This is a genomic window from Photobacterium sanctipauli, assembly GCF_003026495.1.
Classification (GTDB): domain Bacteria; phylum Pseudomonadota; class Gammaproteobacteria; order Enterobacterales; family Vibrionaceae; genus Photobacterium; species Photobacterium sanctipauli.
Genome location: NZ_PYMA01000012.1, coordinates 1 through 20,659, shown reverse-complemented (window position 1 = coordinate 20,659; position 20,659 = coordinate 1). Strand labels below are relative to the sequence as shown.

The 20,659-nt window shown below is 45.5% G+C and carries 14 protein-coding genes; 4 read left to right on the top strand and 10 right to left on the bottom strand.

Annotated features, from left to right (window positions below; translation table 11 throughout):
- Positions 1-4 precede the first annotated feature (4 nt).
- The 5 genes from C9I98_RS17315 to C9I98_RS17295 are packed head-to-tail and all read right to left on the bottom strand — an operon-like array spanning position 5 to position 5,384.
- A complete protein-coding gene (locus C9I98_RS17315) occupies positions 5-2,155 on the bottom strand; it encodes a glycoside hydrolase family 2 protein (protein ID WP_107272260.1) in 2,151 nt (716 codons plus the stop codon).
- Positions 2,156-2,175: 20 nt separating this feature from the next.
- Positions 2,176-2,628 (bottom strand): ATP-binding protein, encoded by a 453-nt coding sequence (locus C9I98_RS17310; RefSeq protein WP_051902138.1) that lies wholly within the window; start codon positions 2,626-2,628, stop codon positions 2,176-2,178.
- 13 nt (positions 2,629-2,641) lie between these two features.
- The gene (locus tag C9I98_RS17305; protein WP_051902139.1) at positions 2,642-3,829 is read right to left on the bottom strand and encodes a nucleotidyltransferase family protein; all 1,188 of its coding nucleotides are present in this window, start codon (positions 3,827-3,829) and stop codon (positions 2,642-2,644) included.
- An 11-nt stretch (positions 3,830-3,840) separates the two neighbouring features.
- Complete coding sequence (locus tag C9I98_RS17300; protein ID WP_036821469.1) at positions 3,841-4,173, bottom strand: STAS domain-containing protein; 333 nt, start codon at positions 4,171-4,173, stop codon at positions 3,841-3,843.
- Entirely contained in the window at positions 4,125-5,384 is a 1,260-nt protein-coding gene (locus tag C9I98_RS17295; RefSeq protein ID WP_107272259.1) for a PP2C family protein-serine/threonine phosphatase, read from the bottom strand. Before C9I98_RS17295 ends, C9I98_RS17300 begins: the two co-directional genes overlap by 49 nt.
- A gap of 417 nt (positions 5,385-5,801) precedes the next feature.
- Here C9I98_RS17295 and C9I98_RS17290 point away from each other — a divergent pair, with 417 nt between their 5' ends.
- Together C9I98_RS17290 and C9I98_RS17285 are read left to right on the top strand one after the other, a co-directional pair.
- On the top strand, positions 5,802-6,800 hold the full coding sequence (locus tag C9I98_RS17290; protein WP_170111224.1) for a hypothetical protein: 999 nt from the start codon (positions 5,802-5,804) through the stop codon (positions 6,798-6,800).
- A 295-nt stretch (positions 6,801-7,095) separates the two neighbouring features.
- Positions 7,096-12,651, top strand: coding sequence for a beta strand repeat-containing protein (locus C9I98_RS17285; RefSeq protein ID WP_107272258.1), 5,556 nt, complete (start codon positions 7,096-7,098; stop codon positions 12,649-12,651).
- Between the two features lie 326 nt (positions 12,652-12,977).
- On the opposite strand, the gene C9I98_RS17280 is transcribed toward C9I98_RS17285, so the two are convergent.
- The 3 genes from C9I98_RS17280 to C9I98_RS17265 form a co-directional block, all read right to left on the bottom strand.
- Positions 12,978-13,868 carry a coiled-coil domain-containing protein gene (locus C9I98_RS17280; protein ID WP_036826538.1) on the bottom strand — a complete coding sequence of 297 codons (891 nt, stop codon included), beginning with the start codon at positions 13,866-13,868 and terminating at the stop codon, positions 12,978-12,980.
- Between the two features lie 291 nt (positions 13,869-14,159).
- Positions 14,160-15,467 (bottom strand): HlyD family type I secretion periplasmic adaptor subunit, encoded by a 1,308-nt coding sequence (locus C9I98_RS17270; protein WP_036826543.1) that lies wholly within the window; start codon positions 15,465-15,467, stop codon positions 14,160-14,162.
- Positions 15,460-17,175: a type I secretion system permease/ATPase gene (locus C9I98_RS17265; RefSeq protein WP_051902326.1), complete on the bottom strand. Its 1,716-nt coding sequence runs from the start codon at positions 17,173-17,175 to the stop codon at positions 15,460-15,462. Before C9I98_RS17265 ends, C9I98_RS17270 begins: the two co-directional genes overlap by 8 nt.
- A gap of 280 nt (positions 17,176-17,455) precedes the next feature.
- Here C9I98_RS17265 and C9I98_RS17260 point away from each other — a divergent pair, with 280 nt between their 5' ends.
- Entirely contained in the window at positions 17,456-19,021 is a 1,566-nt protein-coding gene (locus C9I98_RS17260; protein WP_107272257.1) for a DUF3131 domain-containing protein, read from the top strand.
- Positions 19,022-19,228: 207 nt separating this feature from the next.
- Positions 19,229-20,026, top strand: coding sequence for a family 16 glycosylhydrolase (locus tag C9I98_RS17255; RefSeq protein ID WP_051902572.1), 798 nt, complete (start codon positions 19,229-19,231; stop codon positions 20,024-20,026).
- A gap of 27 nt (positions 20,027-20,053) precedes the next feature.
- Here C9I98_RS17255 and C9I98_RS17250 read toward each other — a convergent pair whose 3' ends face one another.
- The gene (locus C9I98_RS17250; RefSeq protein ID WP_036829202.1) at positions 20,054-20,329 is read right to left on the bottom strand and encodes a hypothetical protein; all 276 of its coding nucleotides are present in this window, start codon (positions 20,327-20,329) and stop codon (positions 20,054-20,056) included.
- 214 nt (positions 20,330-20,543) lie between these two features.
- Positions 20,544-20,659, bottom strand: a 116-nt coding sequence (locus C9I98_RS17245; RefSeq protein WP_146153886.1) for a nucleoside transporter C-terminal domain-containing protein, incomplete at its 5' end; no start/stop codon positions are given.

Genomic DNA, 20,659 nt, shown 5'->3' with positions numbered 1-20,659 from the left:
TTACCTAGCCTTTAAAATCTTTAGGTTGATACTGGTTGCTGCTTATCAGGTTTCCTTGTTTATCTAAGATTTGAATAATTAGATACTCAGACAAACCAGCAATTAACTCACTTTCAACCACTTTTATTTTGGTGTTTGACGGTATTAAGATGTTTTCAAATACCCATTCATCATCATTGTAAGCATTCGATACGATAATTTTGGCGCCATCAAATGCTTGCAAAGTGTCATTAATGATTGTGAGAGAAAATTCAGGACTCAAGCGTTTCTTATCCAACTGAACTACTGCTAATACGGGTTGGTATGCTTTTTTCAGCGCATCATAACCAGGCTTAGCGTCTCGTCCGACATCCATCACAGACCATGTAATAGAAGGCCAACTGTCTACAAACATAAATTGGTAGATAGCTGCGACACCTTCATCTTTATTTAATCTTAGATGTTCGGCCGCAAATTTCGTGACTACCCTTTGATATTCCTGAGAATTTGTCCAAAAGTGTGACAGAGATTCACCTTGTTGCACAGCAGCAAGTTTCAATGTTTCATGTGGTTGGTAGTTATGGTACTGCAACTCAGCTATTGTTTCGGAGCTCAACGGCCATTGCCTAACATCTTCAACGATATCCTCGATTATCGCCCAACTAGGCATAGCCTGAGCACCAAACTCACTCACGATCATTGACGGCTGATAAGTGGCATAATCGGTAAAGTGGCCTGAGTACCAGCCCAGCCATGGATGCTCATAGGTATAAGAGGCTTTACGAACAACGCGTCCATCCTGTGCTTTTTGTAGCTGCTGATACACATTTTCTGTCAGAGTAAGGTTTTGTTCAGGGCGATAGCTCTCGTATTTATATTGCATCCAGGTTGCATCCCACGGGGGTTCATTATGACCACACCAAAATGCTATCGATGGATGATTATAAAGCAGTTCGGTCATCGCATGCGCTTGGCGCGATGCCTCTGCAATGAAAACAGGATCATCGCTATACCCCCACTGCAATGGGAAGTCTTGCCAAACAATAATGCCCGCCTTATCAGCAGCATCATAAAACGACTGACCCGCCACATGGGCATGCACGCGAACACTATTGATATTTGCTTCGCGCATCAAGGCGAGATCGTCTTGGTAATCCTGAGATGTGACTTCGCCTAGCCACTGGCTGGCGATATAGTTGGTTCCACGGATAAAATAGGGCTTGTCATTGATATAGAAGCGTTTAGCTTGCTCATCCAGCTGTACCTTACGAAAACCTATTGTGTCTATTGCAACATCTGAAGCATGGCCATCCAATAAAACCCTGGCTTCTAGTTGATATAAATTTGGCTTGCCCCAATCCCAAGGCCACCATAGCTTCCTTGTGGTTTGAGGTAAGTGGATAATTAAATCCTGCTTACCGTATTTAACCTGACGTTCATAACGATAACTTTCTGCTGTTTTTTCCCCATTCAACGTCAAAGATAATTCAACAACAACAGACTGAGTTAATCGGCTATCAAGGGATAACGAAACTTGCCCCCCCGTCGTTCTGTTAGCTGCGTCAATTACTGTAGGCAAGGCTTTCAACTGAGTAATCGCGATTGGCCCTGTTTCACGTAAATTGACACTCCCCCAGATCCCGCCTGAGTTCATATCTTGTCCACGATCAGACCAAGCGCCTCCAGGACGAGTGTCGTGATGGTTTAGTACACCTTTAACGAGTGATTTGTGTAGCGACCAATCTTGAACCAATGGTTCGTCAGGGCTGTTGACCCATACATTAAGATCGTTATCGCCTTCACTGATGACGTGACTAATTTCTGTTTCGAGGGGAATAAAATAGCCAGTTTGTCGATTAAGCAGTTTACCATTTACACTCACAGCAGATTCATAATCTACTGCATCAAACTTTATCCAATAACGCGATTTAATGTGTTTATTGTCAATACTAAAACTGCGACTGTAATAACCTACACCAGCATGTTCAATTCCCGAAGACTGCCAGTTTCCCGGTACAGTGACATCATGAATGTCAGAACGTCCTTGTTCTTCATCAATTATCTCAAGTCGCCATGTTCCATCTAAAGATTGAGTTTGAATAGTCCATTCACTCTTATGGGAATTTAACGCACAAGAAGATAATGAGAATAACGTCAATAATAATATTATTCTCATATTTCCCTTCGTTTAATTTACTAACTTTCAGCCCGCTTTAAAAACTTAAACGTATTCTTCTTTCCGGATGTTGTATATTCAAGATCATCAGTAAGCTGGACAACAATAATAAACCCTCGCCCAGATGTGGTCCATGTTTCCGGATCGTCAGGATCCGGTTCAATAAATTCCCCTTTAATCGCGCGGCTAAATTCGTCTTGTGTCATCGACTGTCCATAGTCTGATACTTCTATCACTAACTCCTGCTCTGCATTAAAAAAACACGAGAATTCGATAGGACATTGATCAGAATATTGATATGCATGCTCATAAGCATTATTGACTACTTCAACTAAGCACAACTCTACTTGGTCGATAACATCCTGAGTCACAGCATGATCATTTAAATAACGTTGCATATCATCCGCAATTAAGCGAGATACTTCAGGTGAACTATTATACTGCTTGCTAAAACGTTCGGTTGTCATTTCCATCAGGCAGCCCCTATTACTTAGTTAATATTTTTTCCTCTAAACTCGCTTTGGAGGAAGAAACATAAGCCGGAATGCTACCAATTGAGCCAACAATAGGTTGGACTTGACGCCTATCTTTGAGCATATGCACGGCATCCAGCTCAGCCAGTGATTGGGTAAAGCCATCATGACTGATGAAGTAATCACCAAAGACCGTTTTATTCTCGACAAACGCATTGGCAGCAACATGAATATAATCACTGACAAGGCTTTGTTTAACGACAGCACCGGTTTCGACTTTACAGTTAGCACCGATAACAACCGGTCCTTCAATCACAGAGCCACTTTGAACCTCACAACCACTGCTGATAATCACAGGCGGAGTCACTTCACACTGGTTATAGTCAAACACGGTGTTAATGCCCACCCATACACCAGGCTTTACCTGAGTACCAGGGATCGGATAACCGGGCACTTTGCCATGAAGAATATCGCTGGTCACCGTCCAGATATCACTAATATTACCGACATCTAGCCACTGGAATTCCATACTGGTTGCATAGAAGTTGATATTCTCTTCCACCAGGCGCGGGAACAGTTCACTACCAATATCATACTCTTGGCCTTCCGGTATAAAGTCGAAAATGGCCGGCTCAAAAATATAGATACCCGTATTTATCTGAGTCGATAGTGCTTCTTCTTTGGCTGGTTTTTCTTGAAAACTGGTGACTTTGCCGTGAGAGTCAGTCACGACAACACCGTATTTGTTAACTTCATCAATATCCACTTCGCGAGTCACAATGGTCGCGATACCACCACGCTCTTTGTGGCGTCGCACCGCTTCAGTCAAATCAAGATCGATCCAAGCATCACCACAAACTACGACGAAGGTTTCATTAAAAAATCCCGAGAAGTCTTGGATTTTTCGCATACCGCCAGCAGAGCCCAAAGCCTTACTCACGAACTTGCCATCCACCATTTCACCTTCATAAGAATATGAAAGTTGAACATTAAAGTGGTGACCATCACTGAAATAGTTTTCGATGACCTCAGCTAAATGGCTCGTATTCACGACAATTTTATCAATGCCATGTGATGCAAATAGTTGAATCATCGATTCCATCACAGGCTTGCCTAAAATTGGGATCATCGGCTTTGGTATGGTATGGGTAATGGGTTTAACCCTTGTCCCCTTCCCTGCCGCAAGGATCATTCCTTTCATCAGAGACTCCTTTACGCAACAGTTGCAACAGCATCTTCGATGGAATCAAAGCTGGTGATCAGCTTATCCATGCGAGTAAGCTTTAAAAGCTCTTTGACTGCACGCTGTGGATTTACCACACTGATTTTCTTACCACGAAGCATTTTGTAGACAGCCATCACAGCACCAAGACCACTGCTATCCATAAAACGTACTTCTGATAAATCCATTACTAGATGTGTGCCAATTGACTCAGATAACTGCTCAAGCTCACTACGAAAACTTGGCGCTAACTTCGCATCAAAACGTTCTTCTTTTATTTGAAGAATTGTGCATTGACCTTGGTTGATAATCTCGTATTGCATGGTTCTTCCCCTTTTGGATAACCGGTCCATTCCACAACAAGCACACTGACGTCATCATCAAATTGTACGGCCTGCTGCCAGTCTCTTACTCTGTTTACGAGCAATTCCGTTTGCACGGTTGTTGGGTGGTCTTTTAACTCAACCACCGCATTTTTAAATCCTTCTTCCGAAAACTGAGCTGTTCCTTTTTCTGCCTCAGTAATTCCATCTGAGTAAATCCAAATTTTGTCGCCTGGCTCTAATTGAAGATAAGCACTCTCATAGTCAACAAAGTCAAAGGCGCCGACAACAAAGCTATCTTGACCAATAAATTCGGCCTCACCGGTTTTACTATGTAACCACACCAGCGGTGGGTGTCCCGCGATAGAAAAAGCCAGCTTGCCCGTTTTGATATTTAATTTGGCATAGGCCATGGTGAAATAAAGCAGGTTCTGATCATCGCTGAGATATAAATCATTTAATTGCTTGAGCACTTCATGAGGCTCATTTAATCGATAGTAAGGAGGCTCAGGTATTGATGATTTTATAATTGACCCTTTATCTGAGTTCACCGTGATACTTTGCTGAACGGAAAAAGACATTAACGCTGAAGACACCCCATGCCCGGCAACATCGAGCAAGTAAAAGCCCACATTGTCTTCGTCAAGCTGCATGTAGCCCAGCATATCCCCGCCTATTTGGGCACTTGGTATTGATACATAACTTAATTCAACACCCGACAGTTTATTCTCAGTGGGTAATAAACGTTTTAATAAATCCCCTGCCGACTCTAAATCTTTCTTCATTGTGGCGTAGGCATTATCGAGTTGGTTATTCTTGTTAGTTATTTCATTGTGCAGTGCGAGGGTTCGAAAGCCTGCCTTTATGCGGGCCACCAATTCATCAACATGGGTATCTTTAACTACAAAATCATCAGCACCAGCATTAATGCCACTAATTATTGATTGTTGATCATCCTTACCTGATAGCAGAACGAAAAATAAATAGCGCGAATAATCAGCCGATTTTACGCGATGACAAAGCTCGATGCCGTCCATTTCCGGCATCATCCAGTCACTCAATACAAACTGAATATCTGGACGTTGTTCTAAAATCTGTAAAGCTTGGGCTCCATCACTTGCTGTGGTAATTTCATAACCTCTTTTGGAAAGCATCTTCTCCATAAAAAGCAGCATGGTTCTGTTATCATCCACTAACAGGATATTCTTCATTCTGAAACACCCTTCCGCTTATATTTACAGCAAATAATCATCAAGTTGCACATAACGTTAGCATCCCACTAGTTCATATACAACAACTCCCTTATACTCAACAGTCTAGTAACATTTACAAGTAGTCACAAAAAAATAGTCATAATTTGTTCGTAGCATCAAAAATTCAACACGCAAACAATGAATTAGGCATATATTTGCACAACAAATGATTGCAAAAAGATCAGGATATTGTTAGTAAATGGTACAAGGCCATGATGGCCTGCTGATATCAAATTTCCAATTTTATCAGTCACTTATGTTACTGATAGGAAGGTCAGTATTTTTTCGCCGACTTTGGAATTCACGGATGTATAACGTGCCACAAATTTTCACGTAACTCATTGATCTTCTGAATTGGCCTGATATGGATGTCATATGCTCTATCGAGTATTGGTTTTAATTAGCGTCATAACATCAACATCTAGCTTGGCCAGTGAGTACCTTACTGAGTCACGCAAACGTGCGCCTGATCCTCAATCGCCAAACCTGACCGACCCAAGCAAAATTCGGGTTTTTGATGCTGACGACGAAGAAGAAACTGAAACGGACTTGATATGGAAAGGGGTATCTAGTTCATTCTCACTTCCTTTTGAGGAGTGGGCAGAAAAAGAGGATACCTCTTTTCTTGACGGGTTAAGTGGTAACCTTGGCTTAGGCTATCCACTGCTTGAAACCGCTGCCGCCAATATTCCAGCCAACGCAACCAATGGCCCGACAAACAACAACATTACTACCACCCTTTCGCTAAAATACACGATCTTGGGTAACTGGTTTGTCTCTGGTACGCTCTACTACTATTACGATTCCGATCAACAGCAACCATGGAACCCCGATTTCACCTATGTCTTTGGCTATAGCGACTGGCGGCCATATACGTTTAGCCTAATGTACGCCAACTATGGTGGGAACCGATTTAAGGCAACAGACGAACAACCTGTCACTAATTTTAATCAGGGAACATGGTCTTTGGGCTGGAAGTTTCCGGTTGGTGAACCTTTTGTCGACTGGCTGTCGTTTACCGATGAAGGTGCAATCGGCTGCCAGGTTGATTACAACTATACCCCCGAGTATTTCGACCTTGCCACCACCTCCTATATGAAGGGGCACCAAACCCTCAGTTTAGGGTGTAAATACTCCATCGTCGGTAACTGGTATGTGAACGGCACAGCCTTCTACTATTTTGACAGTAGCCAAAAACAACCTTGGAACCCTGATTTCACCTATGGCTTCGGTTATTTCGACTGGCGCCCTGGTACCATAACCATCCAATATAACAACTACTCTGGTAACCGCTGGCACCCATCTGAGCGAGGTGAAGGCACAGGACGGTTAAAAGACGGCTCCATTACCATCGCTTATTCGTTTTCTTTCTGATTTATCAATAAAAACCCGGTATGCCCCTCTCCTCTCGAGCACTTTTGCAAAATGATGATGCAAATTGCAAAAAACCATATAGCAATGTCTATTAATCCGTCTATTCTTGATTTAGATAGTTATAAATCAAGTTGCATAAGGGTTGTAAAAAGTTAGGTTTTAATTATTTTTTGATTTTCAAATCAGGACCTTAACTCCACCTTCGTTAACACGATTTAAATTTAGGCACACTATATGCCTATATGCTTAGTAACACTAAACACATATCGGATGCTAACACCAAGTGAGGTTCATTATGGAAGGAACAAAGTACAACGATAAAGTCACTGGCACGGACAACGACGATAGCATTGATGTTTTATCAGGTAGTGATGAAGTTGAAGCGAAAGGCGGTGATGATTTTGTCGTTGGCGGTGAAGGCAGCGATAAGCTCGACGGAAATGCCGGCAACGATACCATTTTCGGTGATGTTCAATACGGTGAAGAACCACCAGCCGAACCGGCACCAGACGACAGCTGGGGTAACGCGCAATCTGTTTATGAATATTCCGCGCCTGCAGAGGAAGCAGAAGAAGTTACCCACAGTGTTCGCCTTGGCAACTACTTGGTTGACAATACGGGTTCTATCAATGCCAAGTTTACTACCACGAATGCCTACGATGCGGTGTTCGTCGAACTCGTCGACAGCAATGGCACTGTCATTGACACTGTTCCCGCTACCGTTGAAGAAGACGGTTCACTCTCACTTGATTATACCTACACCAACGAAAAATTTAGCGGTGATGAACTGATAGCCTTCAACCTTGTTGATGGTGATAACAACCCAATCACTGACATCGACTCTGTTGAAATCATCGCCAATAACATTTACGACGATACCATTACTGGTGGTGAAGGTGATGACACGATTTTCGGCCAGCAAGGCTCAGACACCATCTTCGGCGGTGAAGGCAACGACTTCCTAGATGGTGACATCAACGACGATACCCTCCATGGCGGCGAAGGTGATGACGTCATTATCGGCGGTAGTGGTGATGATGTCCTTCATGGCGACGAAGGTGCCGATACCCTGCTTGGTAGTGACGGGAATGACACCATTTACGGTGGCGACGGCGATGACCTACTACTCGGTGAGCTGGGTGACGATCGACTAGAAGGTGGTGCGGGTGCCGATATTCTTGTCGGTGATGATGGCAACGATATTCTTTCTGGCGGCACTGGCGATGACAAGCTGTTTGGTGGTTTAGGCAACGACATTGCGACCGGTGGCGAAGGTAAAGATGAAATCCACGGTGACGCCGGTGATGACCAGATTGCCGGTGGTGCGGGTGAAGACTTCATCATGGGCGGCGACGGTAACGACACCCTTGACGGCGGCGCTGACAATGATCTCGTACTTGGTGGTGATGGTAACGATACTATCCTCGGCGGTGAAGGTAACGATCAGGTCTTGGGTGAAGTCGGCGATGATATTGTGGACGGGGGCGCAGGTGACGACGAAGTCTACGGTGGCCTCGGTAATGACCGACTAACAGGGGGCACAGGCCACGATACCCTGTTCGGTGGTGAAGGCAATGACGTACTTGATGGCGGAGAAGGCAGCGATAACCTTCACGCCAATGAAGGGGATGACGTCATCAGTGCGGGCGATGGTGATGACTTTGTCTTCGCTGGAGACGGTAACGACATCATCGATGGTGGTGCTGGTCACGATACTATCTTTGGTGAAACAGGTAACAATACGGTGACCGCGGGTACGGGTGACGATACCGTTTACACCGATATGGGTGATGACACCATTGATACTGGTGATGGCCACGATACTGTCTACGCTGGCGCTGGTAACAATCAGATCGCTACAGGCGCTGATAACGACACCGTATACAGTGAGTCTGGCGATGACACCATTGATCTGGGTGAAGGCCACAACATCGCTTATGCCGGCGACGGTGACAACACAGTGACAGCTGGCGCTGGTAATGATCAAATTTTCTCTGGCGAAGGTGTCGACGACATCCAAGCCGGTGCGGGTGACGACCAAGTCTTTACTGGTGCGGGCAACGATACCATTAATGCGGGTAGCGGCAACGACCAAGTATACGCAGGTGCTGGCGACGATGTTATCGAGGGCGTTTCTGGTAACAATGAACTATTCGGTGAAGACGGCAACGATACCATCAATGCCGGAGCCAACTCCTCTATTCTATACGGCGGCCAGGGTGAAGACACCCTTACCGGCTCCGACGAAAACGACTACCTGCATGGCGGAAAAGACAATGATGTCCTGATCGGCAACAAAGGTAATGACACCCTTGAGGGGGCCGCTGGCGACGACACCATGAGCGGTGGTGAAGGTAATGACATCCTACTTGCCGGTACTGGGGATGATACTGTCACTGGTGGCACTGGCGACGATACCCTAGTTGGTGGCACGGGTGATGACAAACTCTACGGTGAAGAAGGCAAAGACATCATCGCAGGTGGTGCAGGCAACGACTTACTCGACGGCGGCGAAGGCATTTCTGAACTCTACGGCGATGCAGGTAACGATACCCTCATCAGTAGTGACGAAAGCGATTTATTGAGTGGTGGTACGGGTAACGACACCATCACTTCAAATGCCGGTGACGATACCATTTTCGCTGGTGAAGGCGATGATGTTATCGATTCAGGCACAGGTAATGACACCGTATTTGGTGACGCGGGTAAAAACACCATCAATACGGGTGAAGGCGACGACACCGTTTATGGTGGTATAGATGAAGATGACATTACCACTGGCACCGGAAACGACACGGTACTGGCCGGTGACGGTAATGACACGGTCGATACTGGCACAGGCAACGACTATGTCGAAGCTGGTAGTGGCGACGATACTATCACTGCGGGTGAAGGTAACGACGTTATTCTGGGTGATGCTGGTGATGATGTCATCTCCGGTGGTGCTGGTGAAGATGTGCTGATTGGTGGCACGGGTAACGATACTCTTGATGGCGGTACAGGTGTTTCTCAACTGTATGGTGAAGATGGCAACGATATCCTGATCAGTGGTGATGAGGACGATATCCTTGGCGGTGGTACAGGCAACGATACCATCACTGCCAACGCAGGTAACGATACCGTCTATGCTGGCGCGGGTGATGACATCATTGATACCGGTGACGGTGACGATACTGTCTACGGTGAGTCGGGTGCCAACCAAATCGAAACAGGTGAAGGCAACGATACCGTCTACGGTGGTATCAATGCAGACACTATCTCAACCAGCGAGGGTGACGACCAAGTCTTTTCCGGAGACGGAGCCGATAACATCAGTACCGGTGTGGGTACTGACCACATTGATGCTGGCGCAGGTAATGACACCATCAACGCAGGTGAAGGCGACGATACGGTGTTTGGCGGTGCCGGTAACGATAACTTGATGGGTGGTGCGGGTGCCGACTACCTCGCCGGGGGTGAAGGTAACGATTTAATTGCCGATGACGGTACAGATACCGTACTGGGTGAAGGTGGTGACGATACCCTGATTGCCGCAGCCGGTGGTAGCCATCAGATTTACGGTGGTGAAGGTGACGATACCCTTATCGGAAGCGATGCAGCTGACACCCTTTATGGTGGCGCCGACAACGATACGATCTCCGGCGGTGAAGGTAACAACATTCTTTACGCAGGCGATGGTAACGATACGGTGACAGCAGGCTCAGGCGATGATGTTGTCTATGGCGAAGCAGGCAACAATACCATTGACCTAGGTGAAGGTACCAACACCCTGTATGGCGGTGCTGGAAAAGACACCGCAGTTGCAGGTGCTGGCGATGATACCCTTTACGGGGCAGGCGGCAACGACAACCTAGATGGTGGCGCGGGTAATGACCTTATCGAAGGTGGTGAAGGCAACGACACCATGGCAGGAGCCGAAGGCGACGATACGTTAGTCGGCGGCGAAGGCAATGACACAATCACAGGTGGTATCGGCAACGATAAGCTGTTTGCAGGTGAAGGTAACGACTCACTTTCTGGTGGTGAGGGCGACGATGAGCTGCATGGCACGGCGGGTACCAATACCCTTGATGGCGGTGCAGGTGCCGATACCATTTATGGTGGCACTGGTGCTGATACCGTTGATGGCGGTACTGGCAACGATAAAATCGAGACGTTTGCTGGCGATGACAATATCCAAGGCAACGAAGGTGACGATACTATCGATGCCGGCGCTGGCGATAACATCATCGACGGCGGCCTAGGAAACGACAGCATCGTAGCAGCAGATGGCAACAACACAGTCAACGACTTAAGTGGTGATAACACGGTTAGCCTAGGTGACGGTAACAACACCGTGACGACAGGCAGTGGTACCGACAACATTACTACCGGCGCAGGTCATGACATTATTGACGGCGGCGACGGTAATGACACCATCAAAGCTGGCGATGGCCATAACCAAATTACCGCGGGTGCGGGTAACGATAGCATTACCACGGGTAGCGGCAACGACACCATCGATATTACTGAAGGTAACAATACCGTGTCTGCTGGTGATGGTGACAACACGGTGACCGCAGGTAGTGGTAACGACAATATCACCACCGGTGACGGCAACGACACCATTATCACGGGCGATGGTACTAACACCGTATCCGCTGGCGACGGTAACAATGTCATTACTGCAGGCGCTGGCGCTGACACCATCACTGTAGGTGACGGCCAGAACTATATCGATGCAGGTGATGGTAACGATAAGATCACGACCGGCAACGGCGACAACACCGTACTTGGTGGCCTTGGCAACGATAACATTACTACCGAAAACGGCAGCGATAATATCGACGGTGGTGAAGGTAACGACACCATCCGAGCTGGCAGCGGCGATGACATCATCAAAGGCGGTGCTGGCGCAGACAAGCTGTACGGTGAGTCTGGTAACGATAACCTTGAAGGTGGCGCCGATAATGACTCCATGTACGGTGGCTCTGGTGATGACTTGTTGCTTGGCCAAGAAGGTAATGACTTCATCAAAGGTGACGGCGGCAACGATACGCTTTACGGCGGTGAAGGCAACGATACCCTGAAAGGTGGCGGTAATAACGATACCTTATTTGGTGAAACTGGCGACGACAAACTCTATGGTGACGGTGGTGCTGACACCCTATTTGGCGCAGAAGGTAATGACCGACTAGACGGTGGTTCAGGTAACGATACCCTTAGTGGCGCTGAAGGTGACGATACCCTGCTTGGTGGCAACAACGACGACAACCTGGATGGTGGTATCGGTAACGATAACCTTGATGGCGGCTCAGGTTCTGACCTGCTGTTCGGCCAGGAAGGCAATGATACCCTTGATGGTGGTGAGGGTGTCGACCAAATCTTTGCCGGTAGCGGTAACGACATCTTGATCTTTGATACTGATGACATCAATGGTACCGATGGTTCTACCGTTCATTTCAGTGGTGGCGCAGGCTTCGACCGACTAGAGATTGGTAGCGATGCTGATGGTCAAATCATTGATATGACAGCTACCGCCTACCAAGAGCTTGAAGCCGTTGTGGTTAACGCCACAGATGCAGAGCTGAAAGTTGGCTTAGATAAGATCCTTGCCAATGACACCGCAGAAGAAGGCAACGGACAATTCGTTTGTACCGGTGCTGGCAAGCTGGATCTGGAAGGTTACGGTTGGGAAATGGCACAAGACGCCCCTGAAATGTCTGCCGAATTGCGTGAGGCCTACGAAGCCAGCAACATTGATACGGCATCGCTGCAGGGCTATACCTTCACCAACAATGAAGGTAAAGAAGTCACGGTATGGAGTGATAACAACAGCGATGAAATCAGCTTCAATGGTACTGATATCTAAATACTACCTAGTCTCATGAAGTGTAGTTAGCCCAGACTTCGGTCTGGGCTTTTTGTTGCCGAGCCCTGGTAACCTCACGCTACTTGCTGTTGTTACTCCCCCCCCGCTCTATACCTATTTGTAGCTAAAGTATTACTACACCCGAAAGCTAACAAATTTGGCACACGGCTTCCTTATTAGATAACAGCACTTAGCACTTAGCACTTAGCACTTAGCACTTAGCACTTAGCACTTAATGAATAGCAATAAAAAATGAGCTAGATAAATTATCTAGCTCATTTTCCCGGGATTAGATTGCAGAGTGACATTATGTTTTTAGCTTTTAGCTAGTCAGTCAAGCAAAGCTTTCGGTTCTGCGCGCTAATCAGGCTGTCATTTGAAATGACGTAAAAGTAAAAGTCTTGCTCCATTTCATACTTCTGAATAAAGGTACGAATATTATTCAGCAAGCTCTTAGCCTCGTTATAGCGGTACAAGTAATCTTTGTCGCACTCATTAATGACATCAAGGTCAACACGGAGTTGGTTAAACTGCCCCATCAACTCGTTTACCCGCTCTTCGTTCTGAGCTTCTAACGCAGAGTTTGCATAAAGCTTATCGAACTCGGCACGCTTTTTCTCCCATTCATCAACATCGGAAATTTTCGCATTCACTTCTTCTTCTTGCTGCTGAACCACGGCAAGCTTACTTTCTAATTGTGATTGAACAGTAGCCAGTGTTTCACGCTCAGTTGCAAGTTCACGATTTAACTCAGATTGGTAGTTTTTCTTGTAAGCGACCAACTGATTCGATTTATTGTTTAATGCACGTCTGGTTCGCCTTAGCTCCTCTTTTAACAACGCAATCTCATTATTCTTATCTGCGGCTAGCATACTCCCCGAACTTATTTCTTTCTTAAGTGACTCATACTTTTCATCAAATGCCAGCAGCCTATCATCCAGTTCATCGATGACCAACTGCTGCTCTTCCAACTGTACTTTTTTTGAAAGAATCGCTTGGTCATGTTTATGATCTTGCCAAGCCAAGGAGAACACCAATACCCCAAAGGCAACGGTGATGACTGCACCAATTGATTGTACTTTTCTTTTCGGGAGCAACAGCACACCATCACTGAGCGGCGACTGCACCTGTAGACTGTTCTGTTCCAACCCCGTTTTAAACTGCGCCTGACGCTGCTCTTGACGATTTTGCTGACGCTGCCTTCTTTTACCTGCCATACCCTGCTTCCCCCTAACTACTGCGCCGTCTTCAATCGCACCTTATGCTGGCACTTAGGACAATAATAAGAATTCTTATGAATAGATTGATGACATTCAGGACATTCAATGTGCTTCCTGTCTTTGCTCATGTACATCAACAAGGCGCCAACAGGACCAAGTACATACCCCAATAGGACACCAGCTATTAGATTTCCTTTTTGATAACCAATGGCAACAGAGATACAGAAGAAAACCAAATAGAAACAAAACCAAAAAAAGATATTAAATTCCATTTTAACGACTCCAAATTTAAGACTCTCTGAATGCGCGATAATAAGAATTGAACAGTGGTGCGGTAAAATAGTCCCAAAGCGTCTGCTCTTCTAACAGGATAAAGACCTCTGTTGGCATCCCAGGATATAGCTCAATATCCCCTAGCGCCGCCACCTCATCAACACTCAACCTTACCTTCACCAAATACCCGGTTGGCTGATCTTTAGACTGGGTTTGCAACCTATCTGCTGCTACGTGAATCACTTCACCGTTAACTGGTGGTGTACGCCTTACGTTGTAGGCACTTAAGCGTACTTTTGCTTCAAGCCCATCATGAACCACGTCAATGTCTTCTGGCTTAACCAAGGCTTCAACTATTAGCTCGTCACTATCGGGGACAATTTCCATGATCACATCGCCCGCATTAATGACACCACCAATGCTATGAACATTTAAACCCACTACGGTGCCGTTATGCTCACTGCGAATGGTAACGCGAGCACGCACATCTCGAGCCGCTTTCAGCGATTGGCTAACATCACGCCATTCTTTTTCTACCGCGGCCAACTCATTGGAAAGTTGCTGCTCCTGCTCCACCAACTCGGTTTTAAATTCCTGCTCAAGCGACAACAGTTGTTTATTCAATACTTCAGATTCAGCACTCAACTCCGCTGCCTGGGCCTCAATTCCGGCTTGGTGGCGCTGCAACTCCAACATGCGCGTTTTCGATACAAAGCCTTTCTCTAATAAACCGGATGTCATTGTGATCTCTTGGGTCACAAGATCCAATTGACGAGAAATAGCCTTTAGCTGAAACCTGGTGCCACGTAATTGTTCCTCAAGAAGTACTTTGCGTTGGTTATATTGACCATTGCGTAAATCCTGCCTCAGCAATGACTGTTGGAACTGCAATTGCTGAGTATTAAGAATGTTGTTTAATTCTGCCGAATCCACTTGATCGTATATTGCTAGATCTTGCAGTGACCAATTAATCTGCTTGCCACCGCCTAGCTCGGTATTAATGCGGTCATGTTGTGCTTGCAATGAGGCAGAGCGCAGCAATAGTCGCCTAAAGTCAGATTCAGCTTTGCTGTTAGCAAGCTCAATAAGTATATCGCCCGCTTTTACGTGCTGCCCTTCATGAACATAAATGGCTTTTACCCACCCGCCTTGCAAGTGCTGCACTTTCTTACGCTGGGATTCAACAACCAGCGTACCTTGGGCAATCGATGCCGAACTCAGTTCAGCCGTTGTCGACCACACAAAAAAGCCCCCAACGGTCATAGCAATAAAAAAGCAGCCGAAAAGGATAATGTTGCGAGTGCTAAACCGTGAGTTATCCATGCTTTGCTCCTTGCTTAACCTGCGAAGATTGTGGCGATGAACTCTCAACTGGCTGGCCGGTATTGCCCATTGCATCAACTTCTGACATTGCCCCTAGGAACTTGTCGCAAGTACCTGCTTTTTCAATTTTTCCTTCTTTTAACACCACGACCCAGTCCATTTGCCGCAAGAAACCTGGACGGTGGCTAATCATCACCACAGTGATTTTATTCTCTTTGCAATACTGCAGCACAATCGCCAAGGCCACTTCACCTTCAGGGTCGAGGTTGGAGTTCGGTTCATCCAACACCAACACGCTCGGGTTAGAAAAGATGGCCCTAGCCAAACCAATCCGCTGTTTCTGACCACCAGAAAGCTGTACCCCACCCTCACCAAGATAAGTGTCATATCCTTGTGGCAACGAAATAATTAACTCATGGATACAAGCAAGCCTTGCCGCATGAACGATATCTTCCGCGGGCGCACCGGAAAAACGGCAGATATTTTCTGCAACAGTACCGGCCAGCAATCCAACTTCTTGCGGTAAGTAACCGATATGCTTACCAAATTGTTCTTCAGGCCAAAGATCGATAGCCGCGCCGTCAATCTTTATCGATCCCATACTGGGTTTGTGGATCCCCATGATCAAGGCGGCCAATGTTGATTTTCCTGAGCCACTATTGCCCATAATGGCCAGTGCATTACCCGCTCCCAGCTTAAAGCTGATATTTTGCAATACTGGTTGGCTATGGGTGTTAAATCTCAAGCCAACGTTATGGAGCAATAATTCTCCCCGGGGCTCAGGCAACTCTGTCTGCGGTTCAGCCAATTGAGCGTTATCGTATTGTTTCAAGCGACGATAAGCTTGGAACGCACTGAACCAGCTTTTCCAGCCACTTACGGCCTGCTCAAAAGGCGATAAGACCCGTGCCATGATGATCGAGCTGGCAATGATCGCCCCGGCGCCTAGTTCGTTTTGCAGCACCAAAGCAACACCGACGGTTAAAATAATGGCTTGTAAAATAGCTCGGAAATAGCGGCTCACCGCCAATAGTTGACCGGTTTTAGCGTTCAGCTTCCACTGTAAATCTAGCAGCCGGAAATTACGCTTATTCCAAAGATTACCTACGCTGTCAGCCATGCCCATCGCTCTAAGCGTAGGGGCATTTCGTAAGAAGTCGTTCAGCTCCATGCTGGTCTTGATGCCCAGCTCTTGCGCTTCTTCGGTAGGCTTACGCACGGTTAGCATCATTAGTACTGCTAATACACAAAAAATCGCACAACCGATCATCGCGACTGCGCCGATGTACGGATGAAGGATAAACAGGATAAGCAAGAACAGTGGCACCCACGGTATATCAAAAATCGCCGAAGTTGACGGTGTCACCAAAAACTGACGCAGCTCGGTTAAGTCTTGCAATCCTTGTTTTTCGATTCGATTGAGCTTGGAAGATCGTCGAATACTATCTGCTAATAGATCAGCACTTAATGCCACATCCAGCTTTAGGCCAGAGCGCTGTAGCAAGAGTGTTCTGACATGCTCAATAACAGCTTGGGCCGTTAACAAACCTATTGCCACAACAAACAAAGCCATCAAAGTGTCTAAGCTAGAGCTGCCCAATACACGATCAAACAGCTGCAAACTGTATATCGGTAACGTTAAAACCAAAAAGTTGATTGCCAAACTGAATACAGCAACGAAAAGCAAATCCCTTTTACATGCCTTCATGGCATGGCTTAATCTGTCCTTGAGCAAAGTCTCGCCCCATAAGCTACTAGTGGTATATGAATTATAGGCTAAGATGACGAAAAAAAAGACATGGGTGCAAATTAGTTAATAAATTTCATTAGTTTATGAAATCAAGAAGCAAGTCACAGTTTTAGTTTCTACTCGTGTTGAATTCAGTCACAATTTTGGTTGTTATTAAAATAATGATTAACCTTATATAAAACTAATCACTTATAATTGATTGAATTATATTGGTGTTTCCTAGCAGCAGGGAGTAACAATGGCAAAAGGGATTCGCCATTCACTTTTAAAACAAGGTTTACAGTTCTTACTAATAAGTGGTGCTGTTGCTGCTTTACCTGTTTACGCTACGTTAGAAGCACCAAGTCTCTCTGCCCTAGAGCAGCCAAGTCCCACTGAAGAAGATGATTCTCCGAGTTTCTATGGTAGTAGGGCTGTCACAAAAAGCCCCAATCAAACCAATACAATAAAAATTGAATTCCAGCGACGCTCAATTGCACCGCCGATCCTTCCCGAGCGTTCCAAAGAAGAATTAGTGGCTAAAGAGAAAAAAACAGAACTCGCAAGTAAGGCTGCTAACAACGCAATAGAAAACACAGCTAATGACAGCAGTGCAAAAGGAAACACAGCTAATGACAGCAGTGCAAAAGGAAACCAGACAAAGCAAGTCTTGCCCATCGCAAGCAAGACCATTCCTCTCACTCGAAAGGAGCTTTTACTTGCCAGTAAGGCCAAGCAATACATCGACCGCAATTGGAATAAAGAAACCGGGCTTATTGACTCTGTACAAGGCTACCATCACAGCACTATGTGGGATGTTGGCAGTGCCATCGCTGCTATCTTATCGTTAGAGGGGATTGGCATGATCCCAAGCCGAGAAGTGAGCAGCAAACTCAGTATTACATTAGACACCTTAGAGAACCTTCCCTTATATGATGACCGCCTACCAAACCGCGAGTACAGTACGGTGGATGGACTGCCTTCAGGGCGTTATAGTGCTTCGAGTTCAAATGGCAATGGTTGGTCAGCATTGGATGTGGGCCGCTTGCTGATCTGGCTGGAGATAACCGCAAGACACAAGCCACAATTTTCTGAACAAATTGAGACAATCAAAGAGACTTGGCAACTCGCAGACGCGGTAAATAATAAGACGTTATATGGTGAGCTTAAGTCTGGTAAGAGGAAACACTACCGCCAAGAAGGGCGGCTTGGTTATCTACAGTATGCGGCGCAAGGCTTTCAACTGTCAGGTTATGATGTTAGTGATGCTTATAAAATAAGAAACATCTCGCCAGAAATAATAGATGATGAGCTTGTTTTTATCGATACGCGTAATTTACCCTATTTTACTACCGATCCTTATGTGTTGAATGCGATAGAGCTTGGACGCAAAGATGAATGGTGGGATCAACTTGATACTCTATTTACATTACAAAAAACTAAATCAGCTCAAGAAAATCAACTTTGGGTGTTTGCTGAAGATGCGATGAGTAAAGCCCCGTGGTTTTCCTATAACAACATCTTTATTTATGGGCGTAGCTGGGTCAGCACCTCGCCTGGTGGAAAACCCGTTGAGAATCCACAGGTTTTTAGTAACAAGGTCGCCCAAGGGCTGAGTGTGCTTTACCCTTACGATGATTTTGCAAAATCTCTACATAATCAAGTTGTTAACAACAGCCTATCCTACCGTTCTATTCCTACCGGCCTTTATGAAAACAATGCGCCTAACGCCGCCTTTAATATCAACACTAACTCGTTAGTTTTAGCCTCCCTTTGGTTCAAACATCGTAACTACATTCCCCTTATTGTACCTAAAAATAATTAATTTCAAATTACTCATTAAATGCATTGATATAATAACAATTTCATTAATAAATTTGCATTTTGAAAATAATAATTAGCCATCGTTGCAAAGTATTTCTCAAAATGGAAATCTATCTTAGATATGAGACATCTTTGAGGGTGAAAGCCATTTAATAACTGCTAGCTTTATTACTGCCTTGGTGGTAAATAAATAAGAAGTGAATCCATTATGTTAAAGCAGTTTTTGGTAAAACCATTTATCGCACTTGCAGTCGGTTTATTTTCAGGGACAAGTATGGCAGCAGATAGTTTTAATGATGATCTATCCGAATTTAATCATGCTATTTGGTGGAAATCTGACGGATGGAGTAATGGTTTTCCGTTTTACAGTCGCTGGGAAGGCGAAACCATAGTCAACAGTCCTGAAGGCATGGCGATCACATTAGAGCATGCTCCCGAAGCCGGAAATGATGTTGAGTTTCGATCCGGCGAACTTAGAAGCCACACATATTACGGTTATGGGTGTTTTGAAGCTGAAATCAAACCGATTTCTGAGTCAGGTGTTATCACCTCGTTCTTTTTATTTGCAGGCCCCTACGATACGCCAGAAGGCGGCAATGGCATGCACAATGAAATTGATATTGAATTTCTTGGCAACAACACCAATTTGTTACAGGTAAACTACTGGACTAACGATGATCGTTATGAAAACAGTAATGAGCATCTTATCTACTTGGATTTTGATGCATCTGAAGACTTCCACCGCTATGGTATCAAGTGGACTAAAAAGGCCATTAAATGGTACATCGATGGCAAAATGGTTTACAAAGTGCGTAACAAAACCGCGGCAACCGCCATTCCATCACAAGCCGATAGCAAGCTAAGAATCATGGCTAACGTGTGGGCCACAGATAACCGAATTTCTAATTGGGCCGGTGAATTCGATGTTGATAGCCGCACGACCCATACTGCACATTATCGGAACATCCGATACGAAAAAGGCCGTAAGTGCTCTTTTGAACAATAAGTTAAATACTTATACTTAGGTTCAATATCAATACAGCTTAATACGTACCACTTTCATGACTTCGACTTCAAAGCCTGCAACCTGCTCAACAGTGGGGTAATAGGTTAAATTGACCTTTGCCCCTTTCAGGTTTTTATATTTCTTTTGCCGTTTAAACTTAAACGGCGCATCGACGCCATCCAACATCAAAGTATGGAGCACCCAATCACCGTCTTCTCGCTGAGTATGCGAGGCCACCTTCATGCCTTCGGAGTGCACAAGATCACGGTGATTACTCAATAACTTATCAACATCAGACTTCATTTCAGCTTCTACTTTTCAAAAATATCAATGGTGAGACAGTTTCCCGCATCATATCTTACTAAGATTAACTTGTCCTTAGGTCTTATACGCAGTTTAGGTGCCAAGGTATTAATACTATGGTGCTGATATACAAAAACAGAGTGCGGCGCACTCTGTTTTTTTGTGTGTTCCCTGATCAAAACATCACGAACCATTAAAAGGGTCTATCCTGCAACTACACAGATAGAAACACACCAGCAATGGTTGCGCTCATTAGGTTTGCCAGCGTCGCAGCAAAAATGGCTTTGAAACCTAGACGAGCAATGTCAGGACGGCGACTCGGTACTACCC

Bases quoted from the DNA above. Each gene is read 5' to 3' on its own strand.
- C9I98_RS17315 (WP_107272260.1), bottom strand. From the start codon at position 2,155: ATGAGAATAATATTATTATTGACGTTATTCTCATTATCTTCTTGTGCG.
- C9I98_RS17310 (WP_051902138.1), bottom strand. From the start codon at position 2,628: ATGGAAATGACAACCGAACGTTTTAGCAAGCAGTATAATAGTTCACCT.
- C9I98_RS17305 (WP_051902139.1), bottom strand. From the start codon at position 3,829: ATGAAAGGAATGATCCTTGCGGCAGGGAAGGGGACAAGGGTTAAACCC.
- C9I98_RS17300 (WP_036821469.1), bottom strand. From the start codon at position 4,173: ATGCAATACGAGATTATCAACCAAGGTCAATGCACAATTCTTCAAATA.
- C9I98_RS17295 (WP_107272259.1), bottom strand. From the start codon at position 5,384: ATGAAGAATATCCTGTTAGTGGATGATAACAGAACCATGCTGCTTTTT.
- C9I98_RS17290 (WP_170111224.1), top strand. From the start codon at position 5,802: ATGCTCTATCGAGTATTGGTTTTAATTAGCGTCATAACATCAACATCT.
- C9I98_RS17285 (WP_107272258.1), top strand. From the start codon at position 7,096: ATGGAAGGAACAAAGTACAACGATAAAGTCACTGGCACGGACAACGAC.
- C9I98_RS17280 (WP_036826538.1), bottom strand. From the start codon at position 13,868: ATGGCAGGTAAAAGAAGGCAGCGTCAGCAAAATCGTCAAGAGCAGCGT.
- C9I98_RS17270 (WP_036826543.1), bottom strand. From the start codon at position 15,467: ATGGATAACTCACGGTTTAGCACTCGCAACATTATCCTTTTCGGCTGC.
- C9I98_RS17265 (WP_051902326.1), bottom strand. From the start codon at position 17,175: ATGAAGGCATGTAAAAGGGATTTGCTTTTCGTTGCTGTATTCAGTTTG.
- C9I98_RS17260 (WP_107272257.1), top strand. From the start codon at position 17,456: ATGGCAAAAGGGATTCGCCATTCACTTTTAAAACAAGGTTTACAGTTC.
- C9I98_RS17255 (WP_051902572.1), top strand. From the start codon at position 19,229: ATGTTAAAGCAGTTTTTGGTAAAACCATTTATCGCACTTGCAGTCGGT.
- C9I98_RS17250 (WP_036829202.1), bottom strand. From the start codon at position 20,329: ATGAAGTCTGATGTTGATAAGTTATTGAGTAATCACCGTGATCTTGTG.